The 22,607-nt window shown below is 48.4% G+C and carries 22 protein-coding genes and 1 tRNA gene; 8 read left to right on the top strand and 15 right to left on the bottom strand.

Annotation, left to right across the window (positions count from 1 at the left end):
• Nucleotides 1-4 precede the first annotated feature (4 nt).
• From ctaC to HMPREF0733_RS09195, 3 genes are all read right to left on the bottom strand, one after another.
• A complete protein-coding gene (gene ctaC, locus HMPREF0733_RS09205) occupies nt 5-892 on the bottom strand; it encodes an aa3-type cytochrome oxidase subunit II (protein ID WP_013399060.1) in 888 nt (295 codons plus the stop codon).
• Between the two features lie 218 nt (nt 893-1,110).
• Entirely contained in the window at nt 1,111-1,464 is a 354-nt protein-coding gene (locus HMPREF0733_RS09200; protein WP_013399059.1) for a HesB/IscA family protein, read from the bottom strand.
• Between the two features lie 186 nt (nt 1,465-1,650).
• Complete coding sequence (locus HMPREF0733_RS09195) at nt 1,651-3,057, bottom strand: dipeptidase (RefSeq protein WP_013399058.1); 1,407 nt, start codon at nt 3,055-3,057, stop codon at nt 1,651-1,653.
• 96 nt (nt 3,058-3,153) lie between these two features.
• On the opposite strand from HMPREF0733_RS09195, the gene HMPREF0733_RS09190 reads away from it, so the two are divergent.
• Nucleotides 3,154-3,777, top strand: a complete 624-nt coding sequence (locus tag HMPREF0733_RS09190) for a DUF3043 domain-containing protein (protein ID WP_004004653.1) — start codon at nt 3,154-3,156, stop codon at nt 3,775-3,777.
• A gap of 67 nt (nt 3,778-3,844) precedes the next feature.
• Here HMPREF0733_RS09190 and HMPREF0733_RS09185 read toward each other — a convergent pair whose 3' ends face one another.
• From HMPREF0733_RS09185 to HMPREF0733_RS09165, 5 genes are all read right to left on the bottom strand, one after another.
• On the bottom strand, nt 3,845-4,936 hold the full coding sequence (locus HMPREF0733_RS09185) for a quinone-dependent dihydroorotate dehydrogenase (RefSeq protein ID WP_013399057.1): 1,092 nt from the start codon (nt 4,934-4,936) through the stop codon (nt 3,845-3,847).
• A 23-nt stretch (nt 4,937-4,959) separates the two neighbouring features.
• Complete coding sequence (locus HMPREF0733_RS09180; protein ID WP_049775447.1) at nt 4,960-5,742, bottom strand: isoprenyl transferase; 783 nt, start codon at nt 5,740-5,742, stop codon at nt 4,960-4,962.
• Nucleotides 5,743-5,802: 60 nt separating this feature from the next.
• Nucleotides 5,803-6,570 carry a DNA repair protein RecO gene (recO, locus tag HMPREF0733_RS09175; protein WP_013399055.1) on the bottom strand — a complete coding sequence of 256 codons (768 nt, stop codon included), beginning with the start codon at nt 6,568-6,570 and terminating at the stop codon, nt 5,803-5,805.
• An 84-nt stretch (nt 6,571-6,654) separates the two neighbouring features.
• Nucleotides 6,655-6,930, bottom strand: a complete 276-nt coding sequence (locus HMPREF0733_RS09170) for a hypothetical protein (RefSeq protein ID WP_013399054.1) — start codon at nt 6,928-6,930, stop codon at nt 6,655-6,657.
• A 121-nt stretch (nt 6,931-7,051) separates the two neighbouring features.
• Nucleotides 7,052-8,011 carry an L-lactate dehydrogenase gene (locus HMPREF0733_RS09165; protein WP_013399053.1) on the bottom strand — a complete coding sequence of 320 codons (960 nt, stop codon included), beginning with the start codon at nt 8,009-8,011 and terminating at the stop codon, nt 7,052-7,054.
• Between the two features lie 589 nt (nt 8,012-8,600).
• Between HMPREF0733_RS09165 and HMPREF0733_RS09160 the strand changes: the two genes are divergently transcribed.
• On the top strand, nt 8,601-9,683 hold the full coding sequence (locus tag HMPREF0733_RS09160) for a 2,3-butanediol dehydrogenase (protein ID WP_013399052.1): 1,083 nt from the start codon (nt 8,601-8,603) through the stop codon (nt 9,681-9,683).
• Nucleotides 9,684-9,818: 135 nt separating this feature from the next.
• Here HMPREF0733_RS09160 and HMPREF0733_RS09155 read toward each other — a convergent pair.
• Nucleotides 9,819-9,904, bottom strand: a tRNA-Leu gene (locus tag HMPREF0733_RS09155).
• 203 nt (nt 9,905-10,107) lie between these two features.
• Here HMPREF0733_RS09155 and pepN point away from each other — a divergent pair.
• Nucleotides 10,108-12,780 (top strand): aminopeptidase N, encoded by a 2,673-nt coding sequence (pepN, locus tag HMPREF0733_RS09150; protein WP_013399051.1) that lies wholly within the window; start codon nt 10,108-10,110, stop codon nt 12,778-12,780.
• A 217-nt stretch (nt 12,781-12,997) separates the two neighbouring features.
• Nucleotides 12,998-14,227 (top strand): HIRAN domain-containing protein, encoded by a 1,230-nt coding sequence (locus HMPREF0733_RS09145; RefSeq protein WP_013399050.1) that lies wholly within the window; start codon nt 12,998-13,000, stop codon nt 14,225-14,227.
• A gap of 102 nt (nt 14,228-14,329) precedes the next feature.
• On the opposite strand, the gene HMPREF0733_RS09140 is transcribed toward HMPREF0733_RS09145, so the two are convergent.
• From HMPREF0733_RS09140 to HMPREF0733_RS09115, 6 genes are all read right to left on the bottom strand, one after another.
• Nucleotides 14,330-15,463, bottom strand: a complete 1,134-nt coding sequence (locus tag HMPREF0733_RS09140) for an LCP family protein (protein ID WP_004004644.1) — start codon at nt 15,461-15,463, stop codon at nt 14,330-14,332.
• 161 nt (nt 15,464-15,624) lie between these two features.
• Entirely contained in the window at nt 15,625-15,882 is a 258-nt protein-coding gene (locus HMPREF0733_RS09135; RefSeq protein WP_004004643.1) for a type B 50S ribosomal protein L31, read from the bottom strand.
• A gap of 166 nt (nt 15,883-16,048) precedes the next feature.
• Nucleotides 16,049-16,921 carry a TrmH family RNA methyltransferase gene (locus HMPREF0733_RS09130; protein ID WP_013399049.1) on the bottom strand — a complete coding sequence of 291 codons (873 nt, stop codon included), beginning with the start codon at nt 16,919-16,921 and terminating at the stop codon, nt 16,049-16,051.
• A gap of 66 nt (nt 16,922-16,987) precedes the next feature.
• Nucleotides 16,988-17,773 (bottom strand): ABC transporter ATP-binding protein, encoded by a 786-nt coding sequence (locus HMPREF0733_RS09125; RefSeq protein WP_004004641.1) that lies wholly within the window; start codon nt 17,771-17,773, stop codon nt 16,988-16,990.
• Between the two features lie 86 nt (nt 17,774-17,859).
• Nucleotides 17,860-18,603, bottom strand: a complete 744-nt coding sequence (locus HMPREF0733_RS09120) for an SDR family oxidoreductase (protein WP_004004640.1) — start codon at nt 18,601-18,603, stop codon at nt 17,860-17,862.
• Nucleotides 18,604-18,669: 66 nt separating this feature from the next.
• Nucleotides 18,670-19,386 carry a beta-ketoacyl-ACP reductase gene (locus HMPREF0733_RS09115; RefSeq protein ID WP_041321784.1) on the bottom strand — a complete coding sequence of 239 codons (717 nt, stop codon included), beginning with the start codon at nt 19,384-19,386 and terminating at the stop codon, nt 18,670-18,672.
• A gap of 208 nt (nt 19,387-19,594) precedes the next feature.
• On the opposite strand from HMPREF0733_RS09115, the gene HMPREF0733_RS10805 reads away from it, so the two are divergent.
• The 4 genes from HMPREF0733_RS10805 to HMPREF0733_RS09100 all read left to right on the top strand — a co-directional run bounded on the left by HMPREF0733_RS10805 (nt 19,595) and on the right by HMPREF0733_RS09100 (nt 22,355).
• On the top strand, nt 19,595-20,086 hold the full coding sequence (locus HMPREF0733_RS10805) for a DUF3099 domain-containing protein (RefSeq protein ID WP_013399047.1): 492 nt from the start codon (nt 19,595-19,597) through the stop codon (nt 20,084-20,086).
• A gap of 50 nt (nt 20,087-20,136) precedes the next feature.
• The gene (locus tag HMPREF0733_RS11470) at nt 20,137-20,370 is read left to right on the top strand and encodes an acetone carboxylase (protein WP_080513836.1); all 234 of its coding nucleotides are present in this window, start codon (nt 20,137-20,139) and stop codon (nt 20,368-20,370) included.
• Nucleotides 20,371-20,538: 168 nt separating this feature from the next.
• Entirely contained in the window at nt 20,539-21,507 is a 969-nt protein-coding gene (locus tag HMPREF0733_RS09105) for an SURF1 family cytochrome oxidase biogenesis protein (protein WP_013399045.1), read from the top strand.
• 131 nt (nt 21,508-21,638) lie between these two features.
• Nucleotides 21,639-22,355, top strand: a complete 717-nt coding sequence (locus HMPREF0733_RS09100; protein WP_041321782.1) for a metal-dependent hydrolase — start codon at nt 21,639-21,641, stop codon at nt 22,353-22,355.
• Nucleotides 22,356-22,607: the final 252 nt, after the last annotated feature.

Here is a 22,607-nt window from a genome sequence, read left to right as displayed (position 1 = left end):
CCCTTTATTGGTTAGCGGGACGCGGAGTCGCGTTCTGGTTGGGATTACGGTTGTATTCGTCCCCAGCGATACCCTGATTCTCGGGATTTTGCTTAAGGGAATTGATGTAGTTGTCGTAGTCTTCCTGTGAGACCACCTTGACATTAAACAACATCTCAGAGTGGTACTCACCGCAAAGTTCAGCGCATTTACCCTTATAATCACCAATTTCTTTGGTAGTGATATGAATATGGTTCGTCATACCAGGGATCGTATCCCGTTTCTCCAGGAAAGCCGGAACCCAGAACGAATGGATCACATCACGCGATTTGAGGACTACATCAACATTTGAGTTAACGGGCAAATAAAGCGTTGGAAGTTCTGCTTCTTTACCTGGTGAGCCATCAAGGTGAGCTTGTACACCAGTTACATGCACATTTTCATCTGTGTAGTTGAAATCCCAGGCCCATTGTTTGCCATATACTTCAACAGTGACCTGTCGATCGGCACCAGTTTTAGGACCAGTTACTTGACGCTCGACTCGGTCTGAAAACGTAAACATACTGACGATCAAGACAACTGGAACGAAAGTATAAAAAATTTCCAGAGGCAGGTGATAGCTGAGCTGACGAGGATAGCCACTTTCGTTCTTACGCCTACGGTAAGCAATGATGCACCATAGCATCAAACCCCAAGTAATAAGACCGACAACAAGAGCTGCACTCCAAGTACCTACCCAGAGATGCATGAGGTTCTCGGCATTATCAGTAGCCGGATGCCCAGCTTTTGTGGGTAACCAGCCTACAGCTGCCCTATCCATTGAACAACCAGTCATCAGCAGCGTCGCTGTAGTCCCGAGGCCAACAAGACTTGCACGCTTACGACGACTGCCGGTTCGATATTGCGAACTCACAGACGGCCCTTCCTGTTCTTGCAGTGTGTGCTAGTGCTCAGGTCTACAGGTAAACCTGAGGCAATTATAAAAAACTTATCCCTTAGAGCTTACCGCGAATTCTGCTCTTACGGTGACACTCTGTCACTGAAATTGTGAGTTTCCTGGAAAATTACTGAATTTTAACGTAACAGAACCCCTAAAGTTGGTTTTTTAGGGGTTCTGTTATATCGATGCTCCTAGTGGAAGGAGTCGCCACAGGCACATGACCCTGCCGCGTTCGGATTATCAATTGAGAATCCTTGTTTCTCAATCGTGTCTTCAAAATCAATAGTTGAGCCGTCTAGATAAGGGACACTCATTTTATCTACGATAACCTGCACACCGTCATAATCACGTACTGCGTCACCATCAAGTACTCGCTCATCGAAGTAGAGCTGATAGATTAGCCCGGAACAGCCACCGGGCTGTACAGCAATCCGGAGGCGCAAATCGGTACGTCCTTCTTGTTCGAGCAAAGTACGTACCTTATTCTGAGCAACTTCAGTAAGGTTAACCCCGTGTGTTGGTAGCTCAGTTACAGTCTCAGTCATGTTTGTCCTTTCCTGACAATATTCCCCTTCGTGAAGTCAGATTACGCTGTCCTACTTCTTCACGACAACAGCGGACTCACAAGTTCACTAGGGGCATCAAGGTCTCTTACGTCCAGAATACCAACTTTGTAGAATTCTGTACTTAGTGTGTGAGGTATATTCCTTGAGTTGCTTTCCTTTCCTAATCTACTTACTCCTGCTGAGAGCACTCAATATCAGTGCCTCCGCTAAAATTCCTCGTTTAAAATCAGGTACATACAGCGATTCGTTGGCGCTATGTGCCCGGGTATCTGGGTCTTCAACACCAGTTACTAGAATCTGGGCATCGGGGAAGTTCTCCTTCAAATCCGCTATAAAAGGTATTGAGCCTCCCATGCCTGTCTGCACAGGAGATATGCCCCAAGCTTGAGCCATTGCTGACAAGGTGATTTGAGCTCCATCCTGCTCAACATCTGTGGCAAAGGGTAACCCTGAGTCGACAGGAGTATAGCTAACTTGCGCGTTATAAGGTGCATGCTTCTTTATATGGTCTGCCAGAACTTTGTGCGCATTCTCGGGAGAATCACCAGGAGCCAAACGGACACTAATACGTGCCCGCGAAGTAACAGCAAGGGTATTTGAAGAATGGGCAATTGACGGAATATCCATACCTATAACGGAAAGTGCAGGTTGCTGCCAGAGCCGAGATGTAATTGATCCATATCCTGCTAGAGACATCTGGTCTAAGATTCCAGAATCTGCGCGGAATTCATGTTCAGGGTATTCGACTTTAGGGTCTTCACCACGGTACAGACCTTCTACAACAACTGCACCTTCGTCATCATGAAGAGTACCCAGCAAACGGGCTAATACCGTATGTGCGTCCAGAAAAGGACCTCCAAAGATACCAGAGTGCACTGCGTGATTACCAGTTCGAACTTCAATATCCCCGCTAGCTACGCCACGTAATGAGGTAGTTAATGCCGGAACTCCAGCTCGCCAGTTGGCAGAATCTGCTACCACAATATAATCAGCGGCTAGGTCCTTCTGGTAGGCAGCTAGGAATTCGCGGAAAGAGGGTGACCCTGCTTCTTCTTCCCCTTCGATAAAGATCTTTACGCCAACATTGAAATCATTGCCTAATACTTCCGATACTAAACGGAAAGCCGCCATATGGATGATAACCCCTGCTTTATCGTCTGCAGCACCGCGGCCATAGAGGCGAGCGCCTTTCTGAACTGCGGTAAACGGGTCAGTTTCCCACTGCGTGTTATCGCCAGGAGGCTGTACATCATGGTGAGCGTATAACAGGATTGTGGGATACCCTGAAGCAGCTGGTTTAGTGGCAATTACCGCTGGCATACCTTGATGTGTCTCCCCCGTTTCATCGTGGTACGACGCAGAAAGGATTTTTATCTCTTGAAAGCCTGACCGTTTCGCAAGCTCGTACACAGCTTCAGCGCTTCGTTGGACCTGAGCTAGATCAAAAGCTTCCCACGCGATAGATGGGATAGAGACTAGATCCTTCAGCTCAGTAAGATATTCATCAAAATGGGCTTCAAGCGCCTCTGTGAGCGCATCATGTTCTGGGAATTTATGAGGAAAATTGGCCATGCGTCTAACAATACGCTTTATACAGGGGTGGCGCATACTTTTTATTTTTGGTCTTGGTATTCGGCGTAGGCAATTATTTTTGGTTATTCTAGTAGGGTGTTTGGTCGTAAAAAAGGTAAGGCTCCGCAGGAGGCTGCTGTCGAGCCTGAAGAAGAGAAACAGCATGAGGTTCCTGAGAACTCTAAGTTCACGCCGAAGAAAGGGCGTCCTACACCGTCTCGTAAAGAGCAGGTTGCGGCGCGAAGGAGGCCTATAGTCGGTGCTGATCGTGGCGCGGCGAAGACTGCTGATCGTGAGGCTGCTGCTGAGCTTAGGGCACGGCAGCGGGAGGCTATGCGTACTGGCGATGAGAAGTATCTGCCGATAGTGGATAAGGGGCCTCAGCGGCGGTACATTCGCGACTATATTGATGCTCGCCGGAATCTGGGCGATATAATGCTTATTTTGCTCATTGTTTTTCTTGTTGCGTCGTGGGTCGTGAGCGGTTTTGGCGTAGCTGCTGCTCCTGTCTACTACGGGACTATGTATGGCATGTATGCTCTGATGCTGTTGTGGGTTATTGATTACTGGTTGATGTGGCGCAAGCTTAAACAGATGGTTATTGCTAAGTTTGGCGAGGTACAGCGTGGTAGTGGTATGTATGCATTCAACCGTGTGATGATGATTCGCCGGATGCGGCGACCTTATCCTCTTGTTAAGTATGGGGAGTATCCAAAATAGATACTGTGTCTTTAATGATTTCTGGGGGTGGGAAACCGTGTTTGGTTTCTCACCCTTTTTGTGAGGTTTATTTTTGGCGCGAGCGACGGATTTTGTAGAGTCCTCGGTTGATGTGGGCGGCCCATAAGGGGCCTTCGTAGAGGAAGGCGGTATATCCTTGGACGAGGTCTGCGCCTGCGTCTAGTCGTTCTTGTACGTCTTGGGCGTTGGTTACTCCTCCGACGGAGATGAGGGCTAGTTTGTTGCCTATTTCTTTCTTGAGGAGGTGTAGGACTTCGAGTGATCGGGTTTTAAGTGGTTCTCCTGAGAGTCCTCCTGCGCCTATAGCGTTAATTTTTTCTTTGGTGGTGTGGAGTCCTAAGCCTTCGCGTGCGATTGTGGTGTTAGTTGCGATGATCCCGTCAAGCTTTAGTTCTTGGGCTAGGCGAGCGACAGCTGTTATGTCTTCGTCTACAAGGTCTGGAGCAATTTTAACGGTGAGAGGCACATGGCGGTGGGGTGAGACTCGGTTTGCTTCTTCTCGTACGGCTTGTAGGAGTGGGCGGAGTGTTGCGATGGATTGCAGTGTACGTAGTCCTGGGGTGTTGGGTGAGCTTACGTTGACGACGAGGTAGTCTGCTTGTGGGGCTAGGGTACGTGTTGAGATTAGGTAGTCTTCTATGGCGTTTTCTAGTTCTACAATCTTTGTTTTTCCGATGTTGACGCCGATAATGGGGCGCTTCTCGGGACGGTATTCGGTTTCTAGATCGGCACGAGCTGATGCGACTCGGGGTCCTGCGGCTGCGGCACCGTCGTTGTTGAATCCCATACGATTAATGACTGCTTTATCTTCGATGAGGCGGAATAAACGTGGTTGTGGGTTACCAGGTTGTGCTTGTCCGGTGATGGTGCCGATTTCGACGTGTCCGAATCCTAGTCCTGCAAGGGCTGCGATACCTTTCCCGCCTTTGTCGAAGCCTGCGGCTAGTCCGAAGGGTGAAGGGAAGGTGAGTCCCATGGCTGTGGTGCGGAGGCTGGGATTGGGTTGAAGGTAGCTTTTGAGGATGCGAGTAATGCCTAGGTTTTTAAGGGTTTGTACTCCCCAGAAGCCGATGTGGTGTGCTTTTTCGGGATCCATGCCTGCGAAGAAGATTTTGAAGAAGGTTGGGTATAGTCGCATCGTTTGCTCCTTGTGGTGTGGTGTTAGTTTTTGGGGCTGGGGATTTTGTCGGTGGCGCCTCCGTAGCGGCGGTCGCGGCTGGCGTATTCTTCGACAGCTTTATAGAGGGTTAGGCGGTCTACATCTGGCCAGAGTACGTTCATGAAGACGAATTCGGCGTAGGCGCTTTGCCAGAGGAGGAAGTTGGATATTCGTTGTTCGCCTGATGATCGGAGGAAGAGGTCGACGTCTGGTAGGTCTGGTTCGTCGAGGTATTTTTGGAAAGTTTTTTCTGTGATAGAGGAGGGGTTGAGGATGCCTGCTTGTACGTCTTGTGCAATAGTTGCGGCTGCGTCTGCGATTTCTGCGCGTCCTCCATAGTTGACGCACATAGTGAGGGTGCAGGTGGTGTTATTGATAGTTTCGCGTTCGCATTGTTCGAGTTGTGAGATGACGTTTTTCCAGAGTTTGGGGCGGCGTCCTGCCCAGCGGATACGTACTCCCCAGGATTTGAGGGTTTCGAGTTGCCGGTTGAGGACTTCGGTGGAGAAACGCATGATGAAGGATACTTCGCTGGGTGAGCGTTTCCAGTTTTCTGTGGAGAAGGCATAGGCGCTGATATAGGGTATGCCCATTTCTATGGCTCCTGCAACGATGTCGAGGAGGGCTGCTTCGCCTGCTCGATGTCCTTCGTTGCGTGGGAGTCCGCGTTCGTTGGCCCAGCGTCCATTGCCATCCATGACAACGGCAACGTGTTGAGGGATGAATTTTTTGGGTATGGGGGGTGGGGTTGTTCCGGAGGGGTGTGCCGGTGGTTTTTGTGGCATGGGATTCTTTCCGGGTTGATGGTGTGTTACTACAGTATTTTACCGTGTTTGATGGTGTTTTTAGGTTTCTAGTTCGAGGTAGGTGAGGGTCTTGAGGGGGGTTTCGAGGTAGTTTTGGGTGGTGTGTAGGGTGAGGTTGAGTATTTTGCGTGCCGCGAGAGGTGAGGCGTTGTCTATGGTGTCCCAGTTCCCTTTATAGAGGGCTTGTATATAGTTATATTCGGTGGGTGTTATGGGTGTTGTAGGGGTGTCATTTTGGTGGGCGCAAGTTTTGCAGAGGGTTCCTGTTATGCCATGTGTACCTGCTGGGTGGTACCCAGTGGTGATGGGTTGATTGCAGTATGTGCAGGTGTCAGTGAAGATGAGCCAGCCTGCGAGTTTCATGGCACGTAAGATATAGCTTGTGAGGATGCGCTGTGGTGTGTGTTTGTTATGAGCTAGTGTGGCGATTGCCCCGTGAGTGAGGTGGTAGTGTGGGTTGGTGTCGTGGGGGGTACTGTTGGTGTTGAGTGTCTCTGCGATTTCAGCGATGGTGTTTGCGGCGGTGTAGGCGTTGTAGTTACCCATGAGAGTCACTGTATAGGCATGTATGGTTGCGGTTTGGGATATGGTGTGGAGGTTTGTTTTGCCTCGGGTGAGGGATATGTCGGTGTGCATATAGGGTTCTAGCCGAGCACCGAATTTTGAGTTTGGTTTGCGGATTGATTTGGCAACGGCGTGGATGACTCCGTTGTTTTGGGTGAGCATGATGATGATGCGGTCTGCTTCGCCTAGGTTTTGGGTGCGGAGGATGAGGGCGTGGTCTCGGAGGTGTTTTGGGGTGCTCATGGTTTTATGTTTGTGGTGTGTGAAGAGAAACCCCGCATTCTGGCGGGTGGCTAGGATGCGGGGCCTGAGGGTTTGGTTGTGTGGTTAGTTTTTTTCGTATTCGATATCGTCGTCTTCGTCGTCGGTGTCGGTGAGGAATTCGTCGAAGTTTTCGTCGTCATCTCCGTAGACGCTAAGGGGTGTTACTTCGTTATGTACTTCGAAGAGGGCGTTTTCGTAGGCTTCGAAAGCGTTTGCAATTTCGACATAGGCTTCGTCGATTACGGGGTCGTGTTCGCGGGTGCGGCGGGCGACGGCGTCAAGGTGTGTTTCGAGGGCGTCCAGTAGACGAGTGAGTTCGGTGCGGGGGTCAGTGCTCATGTGTCTAGTCTACTATCTTTTATGGCTATTGTGGTTGGAGAGTGTCATATTGTGAAGGTATGACAAACGCGTACCCAGTGTGTTTGGGCACGCGTTTAGAAGGGTGTTTTAGGAATGTTCTTTAGAATCCTAGGGTTTCCAGGGATGCGCGGATTGCTTCTGCGGAGGTGCGTAGCTTATTGTGTTCTTCGTCGTTCATGGGAACGCTGAGGACTCGCTGTACGCCTTCGTAGTTTACGACGGAGGGTAGGGACAGTGCTACGTCTTTGAAGCCGTAGAGTTCGCCTGCTGCAATGGTGGAGATTGGCAGTACGGCATTCTGATCTCGGAGGAAGCCTTCTGCAATTCGTGCCGCGGAAACACCGATGGCGTAGTTGGTGGATCCTTTACCTTCAATGACTTTATAGGCTGCGCGCATCGCTTCGTGCGCTAGTTCTGCACGTACTTCTTCAGTAAATACTTTGGTGCCGTTGTATTCCCAGTCAATGAGGGGTACCATGCCGATGTTAGCTGCCGACCAGACAGGGAACTCCGAGTCCCCGTGTTCGCCAATAATATTTGCGTGAACGCTCTTGATGGAGACTCCAGCTTTGCTGGCGACGAGCCAGCGCAGTCGAGAAGAATCGAGTACGGTACCGGAGGATAGTACTCGGTGTGAGGGTAGCCCGGTGATCTTCTGGGCGACAACAGTGAGTACGTCGCAGGGATTGGTAACCAGCATGTAAATTGCGTTGGGTGACATTTCCATGAGGTTTGGCAGTAATTTTTCGAGGATGCGTACGTTTGCTCCTGCGAGTTCGAGGCGGGGCTGCCCGGGCTCTTGGCGGGCACCTGCGGTAATGATGATCATGTCGCAGTCACGCAGGATTTCGAGGTCGTCTCCGCCGGTGAGCTGCGCTTCATGGGCGAACATAGAACCGTGGGCGATATCGAGGGCTTCAGCGTGTGCTCGTTTGCCGTCAATGTCGTAAAGGACGATTTCATTTGCAGAGCCACGTAGGGTTGCTGCGTATGCGGTTGCAGATCCGACACCGCCTGCGCCGATGATGCCGAGTTTAGTGGTAGATTTTACGTTGTTCATTGGGTCGCCGCCCTGTCTTGGGGTTGTTGATTTGTCTGATATGTGGGCAGAAGCACGGAGTGTCTTCTGAAGTTCCCATTATCTATTATGCCTTGTTCTTTGGGGTTTATGTTGGTTTAGTTGCTCTTTTCACGATTTTTTATGTGAGTTTTTACTAGAAGACCATATTTTTCTCCCAAGAAGCCATATAAGGGCTTTATGACTTTTTGATTAATATCACATAATTTAACCCTTATTTCTGGGGGGGGGGGCAGGGAGCCTCCCAAGCCCAAACACATCTAGAGGAACTCACAGCTAGAATACTATTGCGATGAATAGTTTTCGTACATTGTCTGGTAGTGGGCTACAGTTTGGTAATTTTGGTGGGTTTATACGATATTTGGGCTGAAACTACACGTTTATGTCATATAAAGTATTTTTTCTATGTTTCCTAGTAAACATTGGCATGGAAGAGTAGCGTTATAGATGTAGGCTATTGAGCCTGCGCTTAACTAATCTAGTGCTGTAACAGGTCGGTTTGCGTGATAACAACAGAGCATTCAGCACTAGGCGCATCATATAGAGCCTCAAAGGTAAAGGAGTCTATCCCATGAAGGCAGCTCGTTTTTACGACCGTAATGACATTCGCATTGAGGACATACCCGCCCCCGAAGTACAACCCGGTGAAGTGTTGGTCAAAGTAGCATGGTGTGGTATCTGTGGCACTGATTTGCACGAGTATCTTGATGGGCCTATTTTCTGCCCTAAACATGGGCATCCGCATCCAATCTCAGGAGAAGATTCTCCTGTAACCCTTGGTCACGAATTCTCAGGCATCGTAGAAGCTTTAGGCGAAGGCATTTCCGATCTTGAAGTCGGAGATCATGTTGTGGTTGAGCCATACATTATTGCAGACTCTGTAGATGTCGGCCCAGATTCAAAGACCTATCATCTTTCTAAGAACATGAACTTTATTGGTCTTGCTGGCCGTGGAGGCGGACTATCAGAGAAGGTATCTGTAAAACGCCGTTGGGTTCACAAGATCTCTAAAGACCTTCCGTTAGATGAAGCTGCACTGATTGAGCCTTTGAGTGTCGGTTATCATGCAGTTGAGCGCGCCGGAGAAATCAAAGACGGTGACTTTGCGCTAGTTACTGGTGCTGGCCCCATTGGCCTGCTTACCTCCGCCGTACTTAAAGCTAAGGGGGCGAAGGTCATTATCTCTGAGCTGTCCTCGCTACGCCGTCAGAAAGCATTGGATTCTGGAGTTGCAGACTATGCCTTCTCCCCTGCTGAGGTTGATGTCCTAGCAGAAATTCATAAGCTGACCGATGATAAGGGTGTAGACGTAGCCTTTGAATGCACCTCTGTACAGCCTGCACTAGACCTCATTCTGGATGCACTCAAGCCTACCGGTAAAGCCGTGATCGTATCAATCTGGGGTAAACCAGCATCGTTGGATGTTCAGAAGGTCGTGCTTAAGGAGCTTGATATTCGAGGAACCATTGCATATGTGAACAGCCACCCGGAAACTATCAAGCTTGTAGAGTCAGGCAAGATTAACCTCAAGCCGTTCATTACTGGCAGGATTCCTCTTGAAGACCTCATTGACAAGGGATTTGATACATTGATTAACCACAACGAGACTGCCGTAAAGATCCTCGTCACTACCGATCCGCAGCTTTTGCCCTAGGTAACTTTCTTGTAGCCTTACAGGCAAGTCGCGAGCGCCTTATATTCTGTCTGTCAGAGTATAGGGCGCTCAATTATTTGCGGAAAAGTGAAATAGAAAAGGGCCTCTGATGTTTATCAGAGACCCTTTATAATGTGCGCGAGGGGGGACTTGAACCCCCACCCTCTAATACGAGGACTAGCACCTCAAGCTAGCGCGTCTGCCTATTCCGCCACCCGCGCAGGTTACCTTTGAGAGGGCTTTGCCTGCTCAAAGCAACAAGTAATACTATACGGTTGGCAAGTACAAGCAGGCAAATCTATATAACGTGTTATCCGTCACTTTTAAACATTTAGTACTCCCCATGTTCCTTTCTAGTAACATACAGTACAGTGTTCGGGTCACGTCCATGAAGTACTGCATGTGAGAGTTTAGAATAGAAACTATGAATAACGAGAACCTCTCACGCGAAGAAGCTGCAGAACGGTCAGCGCTCATTACCGTAGACTCATATCATGTTCACCTTGATTTGACCCATGCCAAGGATGAAAATTTCGAGACATACCCTACAGTTACAACCGTTAAGTTTAAATCCCATAAGCCTGGTACCCAGACTTTCATTGATTATATTCACCACTCTATCGATTCTGTTAGGCTTAATGGCGCGCAGCTTGACCTCAACAAGGTTGTTGATGGCTCACGCATCATGCTGCCCGAGCTTGCCGAGGAAAACGAACTTACTGTTCACGGGCGTTCATACTATTCACGGTCGGGAGAAGGTCTGCACCGCTATATTGATCCTTCGGATGGACGTATATATCTTTACACCCAATATGAGCCCGCCGATTGCCGTCGTGTATTCCCCAACTTTGAGCAACCCGATCTGAAAGCTGTTTTTAATTTCCGAATCACAGCCCCACGAGACTGGGTTGTCAGCTCGAACGGGGTTCTAGAATCTGAGGTGTCCGACCCGACTGATTCAAATATCGTTAAGCGCGTTTTTGCTCCTACCGAGCGAATTTCTACCTACATTACCGCAGTGTTAGCAGGTGAATACTTCACAGTCACCGATACCTATAAACCCCAGAGTATTACTAACAGCGGCGATATTCCTTTAGTGGCGTACTGCCGCCATTCTCTAAAGCCCCATTTTGACTACGATAATATCTTCCGAGTCACTAAGAACGGCTTAGATTTCTTCCAGGATCTCTTTGACTATCCCTACCCTTACCCGAAGTACGAACAGGCGTTCGTCCCCGAATATAATATCGGCGCGATGGAGAACCCCGGTCTCGTAACATTCACTGAGGATTTCATTTTTGTCTCTGGTGCTACCGAAGATGATCTTGAAGGTCGCGCAAACACTATCTGTCATGAGATGGCACATATGTGGTTTGGAGATCTTGTCACTATGAAATGGTGGGATGATCTCTGGCTTAAAGAGTCATTTGCTGATTTCATGGGTGCTCTAGGTGCTATCGAAGCTAATGGTTTTAACGATGCTTGGGTAACATTCGCGAATCACCGTAAATCTTGGGCATATCTGCAAGATCAGCTTCCTACGACGCATCCCATTGTCGCGGATATACCTCATTTGGAAGCCGCAGCCCAAAATTTCGATGGCATAACTTACGCCAAGGGTGCCTCTACCTTGAAGCAGCTTGTTTCCTATGTAGGCTTTGATACCTTCATCGAAGCGGCACGCGTCTATTTCAAACGTTTTGCTTGGGGGAACACCTCGCTTCAGGACTTCCTTGATGTACTTAATGAGGTTTCAGGACGCGATATGCAGACCTGGTCTCAAGCGTGGTTACAGACTTCTGGTCTATCTACCCTCGGTACTCGACGTGTTTACCGCGAAGATGGTAAGCTCCAGGATTTGTACCTCACTCAGCAGCTACCCGACACTCAGCCAGCCGGTATCGGTCGCCCGCATGTGGTAAAGCTTGAAACTTTTATCCTTCAAGAAGGAAAACTTGTCTCAACAGGCACTCTCTCCCTTGAATACCCTGCCGATCCTATCGCAGAGTATCGTGTCTCTTTGCCCCAAGAGCATAAGAAGACTGTAGGTGAAGCTGACTTACTTATGCTCAATGCAGAAGACCACACCTACGCAAAAATCATGCTCACCGATGAGGATGGTCTTCAAGCGGCAATTGCAGGAGTATCCACTCTTGAATCATCTCTTTCTCGCGGTCTTATCTGGGGGTCTCTCTGGGAAAGCGTGCGCGATGCCAGACTTCCCGTTGCCACTTTCGTAGACGCGGTAGTACGGAACGTATCCCGTGAGAGCAGTGCATCTCTTTTGGGAAGTATGGTGTCAAACAGCCAAAACGCTATTACTAATTTTGGTGCCCCCAAGTCTCGACAGCCTTTGTATGATGCTCTCTATGAGTCTTTCTCGAAAGCGCTCGCTGCCGCCAAACCTGGCTCCGATACGCAGCTCATATTGCTTCGGGGGCTTATCTCTATTTCTTCCTACTCAACTCAAGGTGAAGATCTCTGCCGCGATATCGCCCGAGGGGCTTTTGAAGATACTGTGGGAGATATTGCCGATGCGACTGGTATCCCCTACGATCAGAATCTTGGGTGGAGTGCTTTGGGTACCCTGGCGGGGCGTAACCTTGTTACTGTTGCTGATTTAGACCGAGCTGCACAGTATAATCCGTCATCAATCTCAAAGAATGGCTACGCATATGCGATAGCGGCTATTCCTGATGCCGACCACAAAGCAGCCGCTTATAAACGCATCATGGAAGATTCTTCATTATCCAACGACGCCTTGACCTCAACAGCAAATGGTTTCTTGCGAGGGGATGTTGGGCTGCGAACTCCTTACTATAAGCCTTTCTTCGATTCGCTCCTATCAATGTGGGACACCCGTTCCATTGGTATGGCCACTCGTATAGTTCGCGGTTTATACCCCCGTTCGCTCTACAATTACGGATCCGCTGAAGGAACCGGGGTTAGCGATAATCCTTCAGTTGCTCTAGCCCAAGAATGGTTACGCAAGAATCCATCAGCCCCCTCCGCACTACGTCGGCTCATTTTGGAGGCACAAGATAATGCGCATCGGAATATGATCGGTCAGCAATTCAATAGTTCTTTATCCGACTAGCACTTTCTAGGCATTACAGCCTGGTACAGTATCTCTTCTTCACGCCGCTGTACTGGGCTGTAGCCTATCTATAGGTTTCATTAACGTGAAGCAGATTTTGACCACATTCATCAATTCCTTAAACGTCACCCAAAAGTTACTTTACGTGTAGGGTACTAGTTATTCCCAAAAACGTGAGAGAATTAGAACATATTCATCACCACCTAAGGAGTTTGCTTTGGTCGATTATGCTCTCGGCGACCGTGGAACCCTCACAATTGTCACCGACAACTACTATGAGGCTGAGACTCTACAAGTCTTTCAAGAGCTCCATGTCAACCGTGAACAGTCCTGGCAAGGCAAGGCTCGCCTTGTTCCAGAACCTGATAACCCCTACGAGGCAAACAGCATTGCTGTATACGTTGGGGATCATAAAGTGGGACGTTTAAATCGTGACGATTCTGCAAACTATTGGAACGCGATTACCCGCGTTGTTGCTTCCGGTTTCTCTCCTACAGCACAGCTGCAACTCAATGCTATTGCTCTACGGGCTGATAGCGGACCGCACATTAAAAGTGTAGGAAAACTCTTTCTGTCGTCACCAACCTTGCTGTTTCCTCTCAACCATGCCTCAGCGCGAGCAGCTATTCTTCCTCAAGGTCCTTCAATCAAGGTGCTTGACGAGAATGGACATGCTGAATATCTTCACAGTATTTTGCCGCCAACAGGTGAAGGACGGGTAATTTTAAGACTTGAAGTACAACAGGTTAAAAACCCAGATGGGCACATGGCCAATTCGGTAGAAGTTTTCCATGAGGATACTCATGTAGGGCGTTTAAGCTCCCAAATATCAGAACAGTTTATTCCTGTCATTGAACATGCTGCGAAACATGACAAACTCACCAATGTCTGGGGCACGATACGTGGTAACAGGCTCGAGCTTTCATTAACTATTCAGGCGGTGCGGTCAGAGAATATCCCAGAACAGTGGTACAAAGATTTACCCAACGATGTACCTGAGCTCCTACCTGAGGCCAAGAAGTATGAGGTTCCTGATGCTTTTGTCCCAGCTGAAGCGGAAAACACTCAAGGGAAGCATATTCTTCCTCAGAAGATTCGCGGATTTATCACCTCTGTTGCAGGAAAAAACGGAGTCAGCGAGGCGATCACGGCACACGAAGTTATCCCAGAGAAAGCAGCTAAACCCGTATCTTTCGATGATCTTCCTGAAGAACACACGCGTCTGCTTACCCTCGTCAAAATTATAGGTATAACCCTTCTTATAGTTGGCTTAGCAATTGCAATTTGGCGTGTTCTTCTTGGAGTCCTCATAGCAATTATGGGCGGAGCTCTCTACTCGGTCGCTCTGTATTTTGGTCGTCGGTTACTCAGACTGGCTGCTGAAGAACATGCATCCCAGACTGTTACCGTAACTCCTATACCAGCTAGAACACACGTGCAACATTAATAGCGTTATACGGATAAAATTTGGGGTAGTCAGCACGTCAGATACTGTGCTGACTACCCCAAATTTTATCTGCAGGATCTATAGACCCGTATATAGACATACCTAGTCAGACCCATAAGTATTCATAAAATCCTGCATACGATCAGCTTTCAAAGCCTCCGTCAACGAATCAACAGCAGGCTGATTAATAATAATGATTGATTGACCGTCATAAGACCAGCCAGGGCCTGCGTTAGGAAGCGTCGTCATATGTAAAGCAGCCGAACCACCATTAATGACAGGTGCCGCAATCCGAAGAATCTCACCAGAGCCTAAACCACTATCAACCTTGACGTAGCCGCTAAAGGCATCCACCATATTCTTAAAATTAGTGATGTTACCCAAAAACCCCTGTTTTTGGATGGTCGTATAGAGTCCACGTAAATATGCACGTTGATTACGTACACGCTGATAATCACCCGATGCAAAAGAATACCGCTCACGCACAAACGCTAAAGCAGTGCTGCCATCCATATGCATGGTACCCGGTGTAAAGTTCCAAACGCCTGTTTGGAAAGCAAAAGGAACTTGAACATCAACGCCACCTAGAGCGTTAGTAAGCCCTTTAAACCCATCAAAGTCTATTTCTGCTACATGGTCAATCTTGACACCAATTAGTTGTTCAATGGTCTCAATTTGTAAGCTAATGCCTCCATAGTTGAGAGCTGCATTCACCTTCGCATTTCCATATCCGGGGATGCTTACCCACGAATCACGCATGATAGAAACTAAATAAACACCTTCCCCGTTTTTAGGAATGTGCATCAGCATAATAGTATCTGCCCGAGCCCCACTAACTGTTGCAGCTTCTTGCCCTGAACGTTGATCGCTACCAAGAAGAAGAATATTAGTTCCTTCGCCTTTTACGACCTGACGCGTCTTACCACCCTCTAAGGAGTCAAGAATTCCGTTACCATTCTTGTCAAGGTCATTAGCAAGAGAATCTGCCGTTTTACCATCGGGACCCACAATATTTGGATCATTATTCGGGTCTCCCAGGTTTTTTCTTAAAGAGTCTAAATCTCCTTGTGAATTCGTAATGGAATCAAATTTTTGAGTCTTGGAGTCCCAGGTATGCCCAATGCTCCACAGGTAAATCCCCACTCCGATGATAAGAGTAAGAATAAGGATAGCAAGAATAATTAGCACCCGTTTAAGAGTCTTTCGACGGGGTTTTTCAGCGAGCGCTTCGCTCATGGGTTTGTTTCCTTCGAGTGATGTGATAACGGCATAACCCGCATAAGAATACCGCTACAAAGTGAGTTACCTTCACATTGTAACGGTAGAAAATAAAAACACACCCCGTATCAGATTTTTAATCTATATTACGGGGTGTGTTCTTTATTGCATTCTACGTTTTACGCTTTCTTACCAAAGTTTGCAAAACGTGCGTTGAAGCGTTCGACGCGACCTGCGGAGTCCATGATACGCTGCTTACCGGTGTAGAACGGATGCGACTCAGAGGAGATCTCGACCTCAACGATGGGGTATTCGTTACCGTCTTCCCACTTCTCGGTTTTATCCGAAGTCATCGTGGAACGAGTCAAGAAAACTTTACCGGATGCAAGGTCACGGAATAGTACCGGACGGTACTCCGGGTGGATATCTGCCTTCATGCTTAATTACCTTCTTCTGTCACTGGATTTTGCCAGTAACCCTAAATAGATGGAGTAGGTTTTACGATGCACGCAGAGCGCACCATAGACCGGCTTAAAATGCACAGCCAACCACCAAGGATACCACCTTTAAAGAGGTAACGCTAGGTTCTTAGAGGGCTTGTTGTTACGAACGCAGCCTCGTTTCCCAAAACGCAACAGCTGACGCAGCTGCCACGTTCAAAGAATCGACGCCGTGGGTCATGGGAATCATAACCGTGTGTTTTGTCTGCGCCAATGTATGCGGTGAGAGTCCGTGTCCTTCTGTTCCTAGGATTAAAGCTAACTTCTTATCCTGACGTGCTGAAAGTTGCCCCAAGGTAAGAGAGTCCTCATCTAGTGCAAGTGCGGCACTTTCAAATCCGTGCTCGTGTAGAATTTCCAGGTCTTTTGGCCAGCGGGTAATCCTGGCCCAAGGTACTTGAAATACAGTTCCCATAGAAACGCGGATAGAGCGCCTATACAGCGGGTCAGCGCATCGTGGAGTAATTAAAACTGCGTCTACGCCTAGCGCCGCTGCGGAACGAAATATAGCCCCAACATTCGTGTGGTCAACAATATCTTCTAAGATTGCGACGCGGTGAGCTCCGTAAATAATATCTTCTACAGTTTGAGGAGCAGGGCGCGCCATTGCTGCTAAAGCTCCGCGATGTAGATGAAAGCCAGTTATTCGTTCAAGTTCTTCTTCCGATCCTACAAAGGCAGGAATATTATTATACTTCGTCAGTACATCGGAAAGATCATCTGCCCATTTCTCGCTCATAAGGAATGAGAGGGGACGGTGTCCTGCATGTAAAGCACGCCGTACCACTTTTGATGACTCCGCAATATAAATACCCCAGTCAGGTTCGAGGGCAGAACGTAATCTCACATCAGTTAGGTGGGTATAATAACGAAGTGTTTGTTCAGGCGCTTGAGCTAATGGCACCACAGACGATATTGCGTACACTCGTTCTGCCCGTGCTTGCAGTTCTTGGGGTGATAATTGTTTCTTCTTCATAAAGACACTACTGGGTCAAAACTTACTCCCACCACGTACGTATGTATGGTGGGAGCAAGATAAAGCTTAGCGTTTAAAAGCGCTGTAGCGCCCTGTAGAAGTGGCCGTTAAAGCTAGATCCATCGCGTATGTTAATGCAAGATTATTTTCTGTGATGGTCTGAGCGATAGGTCCAGATGCTACCACACGACCGTCGCGGAGCATGAGAGCGTGTGTGAAGCCTGCAGGAATTTCTTCAAGATGGTGTGTGATGAGTACAGTAGCCGGTGCGTAAGGATCAACGGCGAGTGTTGTAAGCCTCTCTACCAAATCTTCGCGTCCAGCGATATCCATACCGGCCCCAGGTTCATCAAGTAATAGGAGTTCGGGGTCGGTCATGAGAGCGCGTGCGATAAGAGTACGTTTGCGCTCGCCATCGGAAAGTGAACCGAATTGACGCTCTGCCAAAGCGTCTACGCCCCAGTCTTGAAGAAGCTCATGGGCGCGATCGCTGTCGAGGGCGTCGTATTCCTCTTTCCAACGTCCTGAAACAGCATACGCGGCCGTCATGACAGCATCAGAAACTTTCTCTCGGTCAGGGATCTGTGTGGCGGTTGCTCCCGATGACAGCCCGATACGCGGGCGAAGCTCAAAAACATCCACGGAGCCGAGAGTCTCGTCTAAGATCTCTACTTGTCCGACTGTGGGGTGCAAACGCGCCGCTGCGACCGATAAAAGTGTTGATTTTCCGGCACCATTTGGACCCAAGACAACCCAACGTTCGCCTTCATTGACAGTCCAGGAAACGTTATCGAGAATATTGCGACCGCCGCGCATGACGCTCACGTTTTGAAGATTAAGTACAGTGCTCATGGTTATTCTCTTCTACGATATGATCTCTACCTATGTGGGAAGGCGCAAGCCCTTTGGGGTCCTGCTTCTTCGCTCTATACGTACTTCTAATCGATGAACCCGCGGGCTCCACCGACCAGCTCAACGTGTCCAGTCTGAATATCTGCGGTAACCATGGCAGCTACCTCATGGGCAAACTCGTTGACAGTGTAGAGCCTACCTGCTGTCTCTCGACGATATTCGAGAGCCCCAGGATGCAGGCGGTTAAGCAAAGTTGCAGTCACAGTTCCTTCAATCATGTCAGCTGATACGACGACAAGTGATATTCCTTTCTCAGTGAGCGCAGGTATTTCGGCGATGAGCGCATCTTCCCCTGCTCGTTTGGACTCTGCAACCGACTGGTATTCTGCCAGGGTTTCAACTTCGCGGATAAAGTGTGCCTGGTGACTGGTGACGAAGACGATGCGTCCTCCGTTGGGCATTTTTTCAGCTGCAAGTCGTGCAAGGTTAAGCTGTGCATCTCGGTTGAGACGCATTGCGTAGTCTTCACCCATACCAGCTTCCATACCGCCCGATGCATTCAAGATGAGATAATCCAAGGAGCCGTAGGTTTCGATAGCAACATTCACAAGGTTTGTGAGGTCTTCAGGCTTAGTTACGTCTGCTTGTACGGCGGTCGCGTGTCCGCCAGCTTCTTCGATAGCTTTGACGACCTTATTGGCTCGAGGGGCTTTGGAGCGATAGTTAACTATGATGTTTGCCCCTTGAGCCGCTAGGATTTGGGCAGTATCTGCACCTACACCTCGTGAAGACCCTGTGATAATAACGGTTTTACCGGCGAGCTGTGACATACATTTTCCTTTGTTGGTTCTGTGCTTTCTGAAAGTAAGACGTTTATGGCATGTGATAGGAAGAACCTAGTGTCCCATACCTAGACCGCCGTCTACAGGGATAACGGCGCCTGAGATGTAATCTGCCTCTGGCGAAGCTAACCAGCGAATAACCCGTGCTACCTCAGCAGGGTCGGCGAAACGTCCTGCCGGGATAGTTTTCAGGTAACTCTCTTTAGTTTCCTCAGGCAAGCTATCGGTCATATCGGTGTTAATAAATCCAGGTGCTACAACATTTGCCGTAATATTTCGACTTCCGAGCTCACGGGTGATGGAACGAGCCATACCAACAAGAGCAGCTTTAGACGATGAGTAGTTAACCTGTCCTGGAGAACCATATAGCCCTACAACAGAGGAGACGAGGATAATACGGCCTCGTTTGAGTTTGATCATACCTTTGATCGCACGCTGTGCTACACGAAAAGAACCAGTGAGGTTGGTATCGATAACATCCATGAAATCCGTGTCCTTCATGCGCATAAGCAGCATGTCACGAGTAATACCCGCATTCGCCACAAGGATTTCTACAGGACCGTATTCCGCTTCAATAGTTTTAAAAGCTTCATTAATGCTGTCTGCGTCTCGGACGTCAGCTTTAACAGCAAAGAACTCTGTGGGCGCTTCCCCGCTACGGTAGGTCACACAAACATTGTGCCCTGATGCCTTAAACTCCTGCGCGATCTTGTAGCCGATACCACGATTACCACCGGTAACAAGAACGGTCTTGGGGGTGTTATCACTCATTATTTTCCCTATAAATTTGGGGTTACTGGTCATACCTATTCTAGCCCGTTATCTATATGATGTGGTGAGCATCTGTTCTTGCAACACTTAACACCATAAGGAATAGAAGGTTTAGACTAATCAGTACAGGTAATTACCACCATGTGAATCGAAGCTAAAACGTCTATCATAGAGAGTTCGTTACTGTAATTCTGAGGGAGGTGTGTCAATGACTGCTGAAAAGCACTGGACAGCCGAAGACCTCGCGGCCCATGGTTACTACTTATCTACAGTTGATGTCGCAGAACGATTTGAAGACTCTTTAGTGACATACGAAATCAGTAATGCTTCTGCTCCGTTATCGGAGCGTGTAGATAAACGTGCTCGGGACTACATCCTCAAAATGGCGATTCGTGTAGTTTGTATTGTAGGCGCTGTATTTACAGATGGTACCCTGCGCTGGATATGCGTCGCAGGTGCAGTACTGTTGCCTTGGGTGGCCGTAGTACTTGCGAATGGTGAGTCAAAACAGGAATCGAGTGGATTTACTGCCTATTTGCCTGAGCATCATCGGCGAGCTTTAGAAACAGGAGCAGCGTCGAATACATCTACTGCAGATAATGAGTCCGACGCCTCTGAGAACTCTCATTGCTACGCACAATATGCGGATTCTTCATCGCCTTATAATCGAACCGATGTCATAGATATTTCTGAAATATAGTTTCAACAGGCATAAATACCGTTACGCGCAATATAAAGATGGAGGTGTCAGTGGATCTTTTGGGCTCTTTAGCGGGGAGCTCCTCCCCTAGCTTAGATATTTGTTCACGTAAAGGCTGCCACAACGAGGCAACGTACCAGATTCTCTGGAATAACCCGAAGGTTCACACTCCTGAGCGCCGCAAGATCTGGTTGGCTTGTCATGAGCACGTTCAATGGCTTGAGAATTATTTACGGGAGAGGGAGCTTTGGAAACAGACCCTACCGTTTCCCCAAAAGTCCTAGCTTCATAAACTCTATTTCAGCCATAGTTAGATAGGGACGTAAGCGCCATATCACTGTATTGTCCGAGCGTTCTCCCCTACCATAAGTAATACAGGTACACCACCGTCTCTATATATACATCTATTTTTATAGGCTCATATCAGCTTCGAAAGGCATGAGGAATTCGCTATGGGTGCATACCGTTTTCTCTTCACGGGTAAGTGGATAGGCTCTTTCGTGCTGTGCATTATTTTCTCGATAATCTGTGTTTATCTAGCTGGTTGGCAGATGAGCCGAAAAGAGGCTTTAGATTGGCGCAACTCACTAATCGTGCAGAATTATCACGCAACTCCCTATAGCTTCCAAGACCATCCTACAATTTTTCAAGACTTTGATTCGGGGGCGCAGTGGCACCCTGTATCCCTTCGTGGTCGGTATATCACCGATCAACAGCTACTGGTACGCAACCGTCCTTATCAGGGACAAAATGGGTTCGAAGTATTGGTCCCTTTTCGTGCAGATACTGGTGAAATAGTCATTATCAATAGGGGTTGGATGTCGGCGAGTTCTTCAGATGCTTCACGCCCCAGCACCGAAGTCCCTGCGCCACCAGCAAATGATGTTATTGTTGTGGCGCGAGTCCACCAAGGAGAGAGCGCTACAGGTAAGGATGCTCCCGAAGGCCAAGTCGCGTCTATCAACCTTCAGGAAATCGGCGAACGTACGCATTTACCTGTCGCCGCTGGGGCTTACGGTCTGCTGGACTCTGAAGAACCTACGCCTGTGCAACGGCCTGTACAGAAATCCGAACCTGAACTCGATAATGGACCTAATCTGTCCTATTCTATGCAATGGTATGCTTTTGCAGTTCTTATTTATGCTGTTTATGCCTGGAGTGCACGGCAAAAAGTTCGTAATGATGAATTAGATGCTCAGGTAGCCCAGGAGCTAGAACGCTATTATAGGCAGTTCTATGCCGAGGATGGCAGTTATATTGGGCATGAGGATGAAACCGTTGTGCTTCGCAAGATGGATATGATCGACGATATGCCTTCTCATATGAAATCTATTGTACGCCCCCGCCCTGCCAAGAAACACTCGCGTCTGACCGATGAAGAGGAAGAAGACGCTTTCCTGGACAGGTTAGAACGGCCGTAACCGCCAGGCTTTCCTGCAGGAATATGGAAGTAACCCACCACAAAAATCGAAACCTTTTTCGAATTTTCCCTGTATACTGGATCTAAGATCTCATATATAGTTTCGAAATAATACGAGGGGTTTCGTCACACATGATGGGTTATTCTCATACCGTCAGCGCTGCCGCTGGCTGGTTGGTTCTCTCAGAACTTGGTGTAATCCAAATCCCTAATACTCCTACCCTCATTGTTACAACCCTTGCCTGTGCTGGCGCAGGAGTATTACCAGATATTGATCACCATAATGGTTCTATCGCTCGTTCTATACCTCCTGTATCAGGTTGGATCGCCCGGATTGTAGGCCTTATCAGTGGAGGGCACCGAAAGGGAACGCACTCAATTTTAGGGATCATCGCGTTCTGGGCTATCGCATACTTTGGCAGTACACTCACTTACCAAAGTATTCCGTGGTTGTCCCTTGCTCTCGCCGCATTCTCAGGAGGTCTGGCTTTGCGGATTTTAGGAGCTCCAGGAGGTTGGATTGGGGCTTGCGCCCTAGGCTATGCTGCGTATACCACTCATTCTTTAGAGCTTCTTCCCTGGGCCATTTCAGTGGGCGCAACCTTACATGTTATAGGTGACGCACTGACCACCCGAGGTATTCTCCCGCTATACCCCATTACGGTTAAACCACTTGTTGCCTCTTCCCTCTGGAAGAAAAGCGGCTACATGGCACTCCCACTTTTAGGTGATGCAGGAAGCATCCGGGAAAAGGTCCTTATTCTCTGCCTAACCTGTTATATCGTTTGGTACACGGCAGCTCTTTTAGGTTTCTGCCCTTACCCACTCCATAACTTTATTATTTCTTGAGCATCAAACAAAGAATCTCCCGCTCCTAACCATATGGTTAGGAGCGGGAGATAAAACCTTTTTACCTCAGTCTTGCCAAGACTTAAGCGTCCTGGATGGGCCAGAAGACGTCAACCTCGACGTTCTCTTCACCGGAGGTGGGGTACTTTTCGTACTCAGTGTTATGCATAAGGCTGTTCTCCTTTTACGATCAGATAGAATCTCTCTACCTGCGCTAATCCGGCTCGTCAGAGTCGAAAATCTGTGCTTTTG

Origin of the sequence: Rothia dentocariosa ATCC 17931 (assembly GCF_000164695.2) — a bacterium.
Classification (GTDB): Bacteria; Actinomycetota; Actinomycetes; order Actinomycetales; family Micrococcaceae; genus Rothia; species Rothia dentocariosa.
The sequence above is the reverse complement of the archived record's forward strand: the minus strand, read 5'-3'. Positions and strand labels throughout refer to the sequence as shown.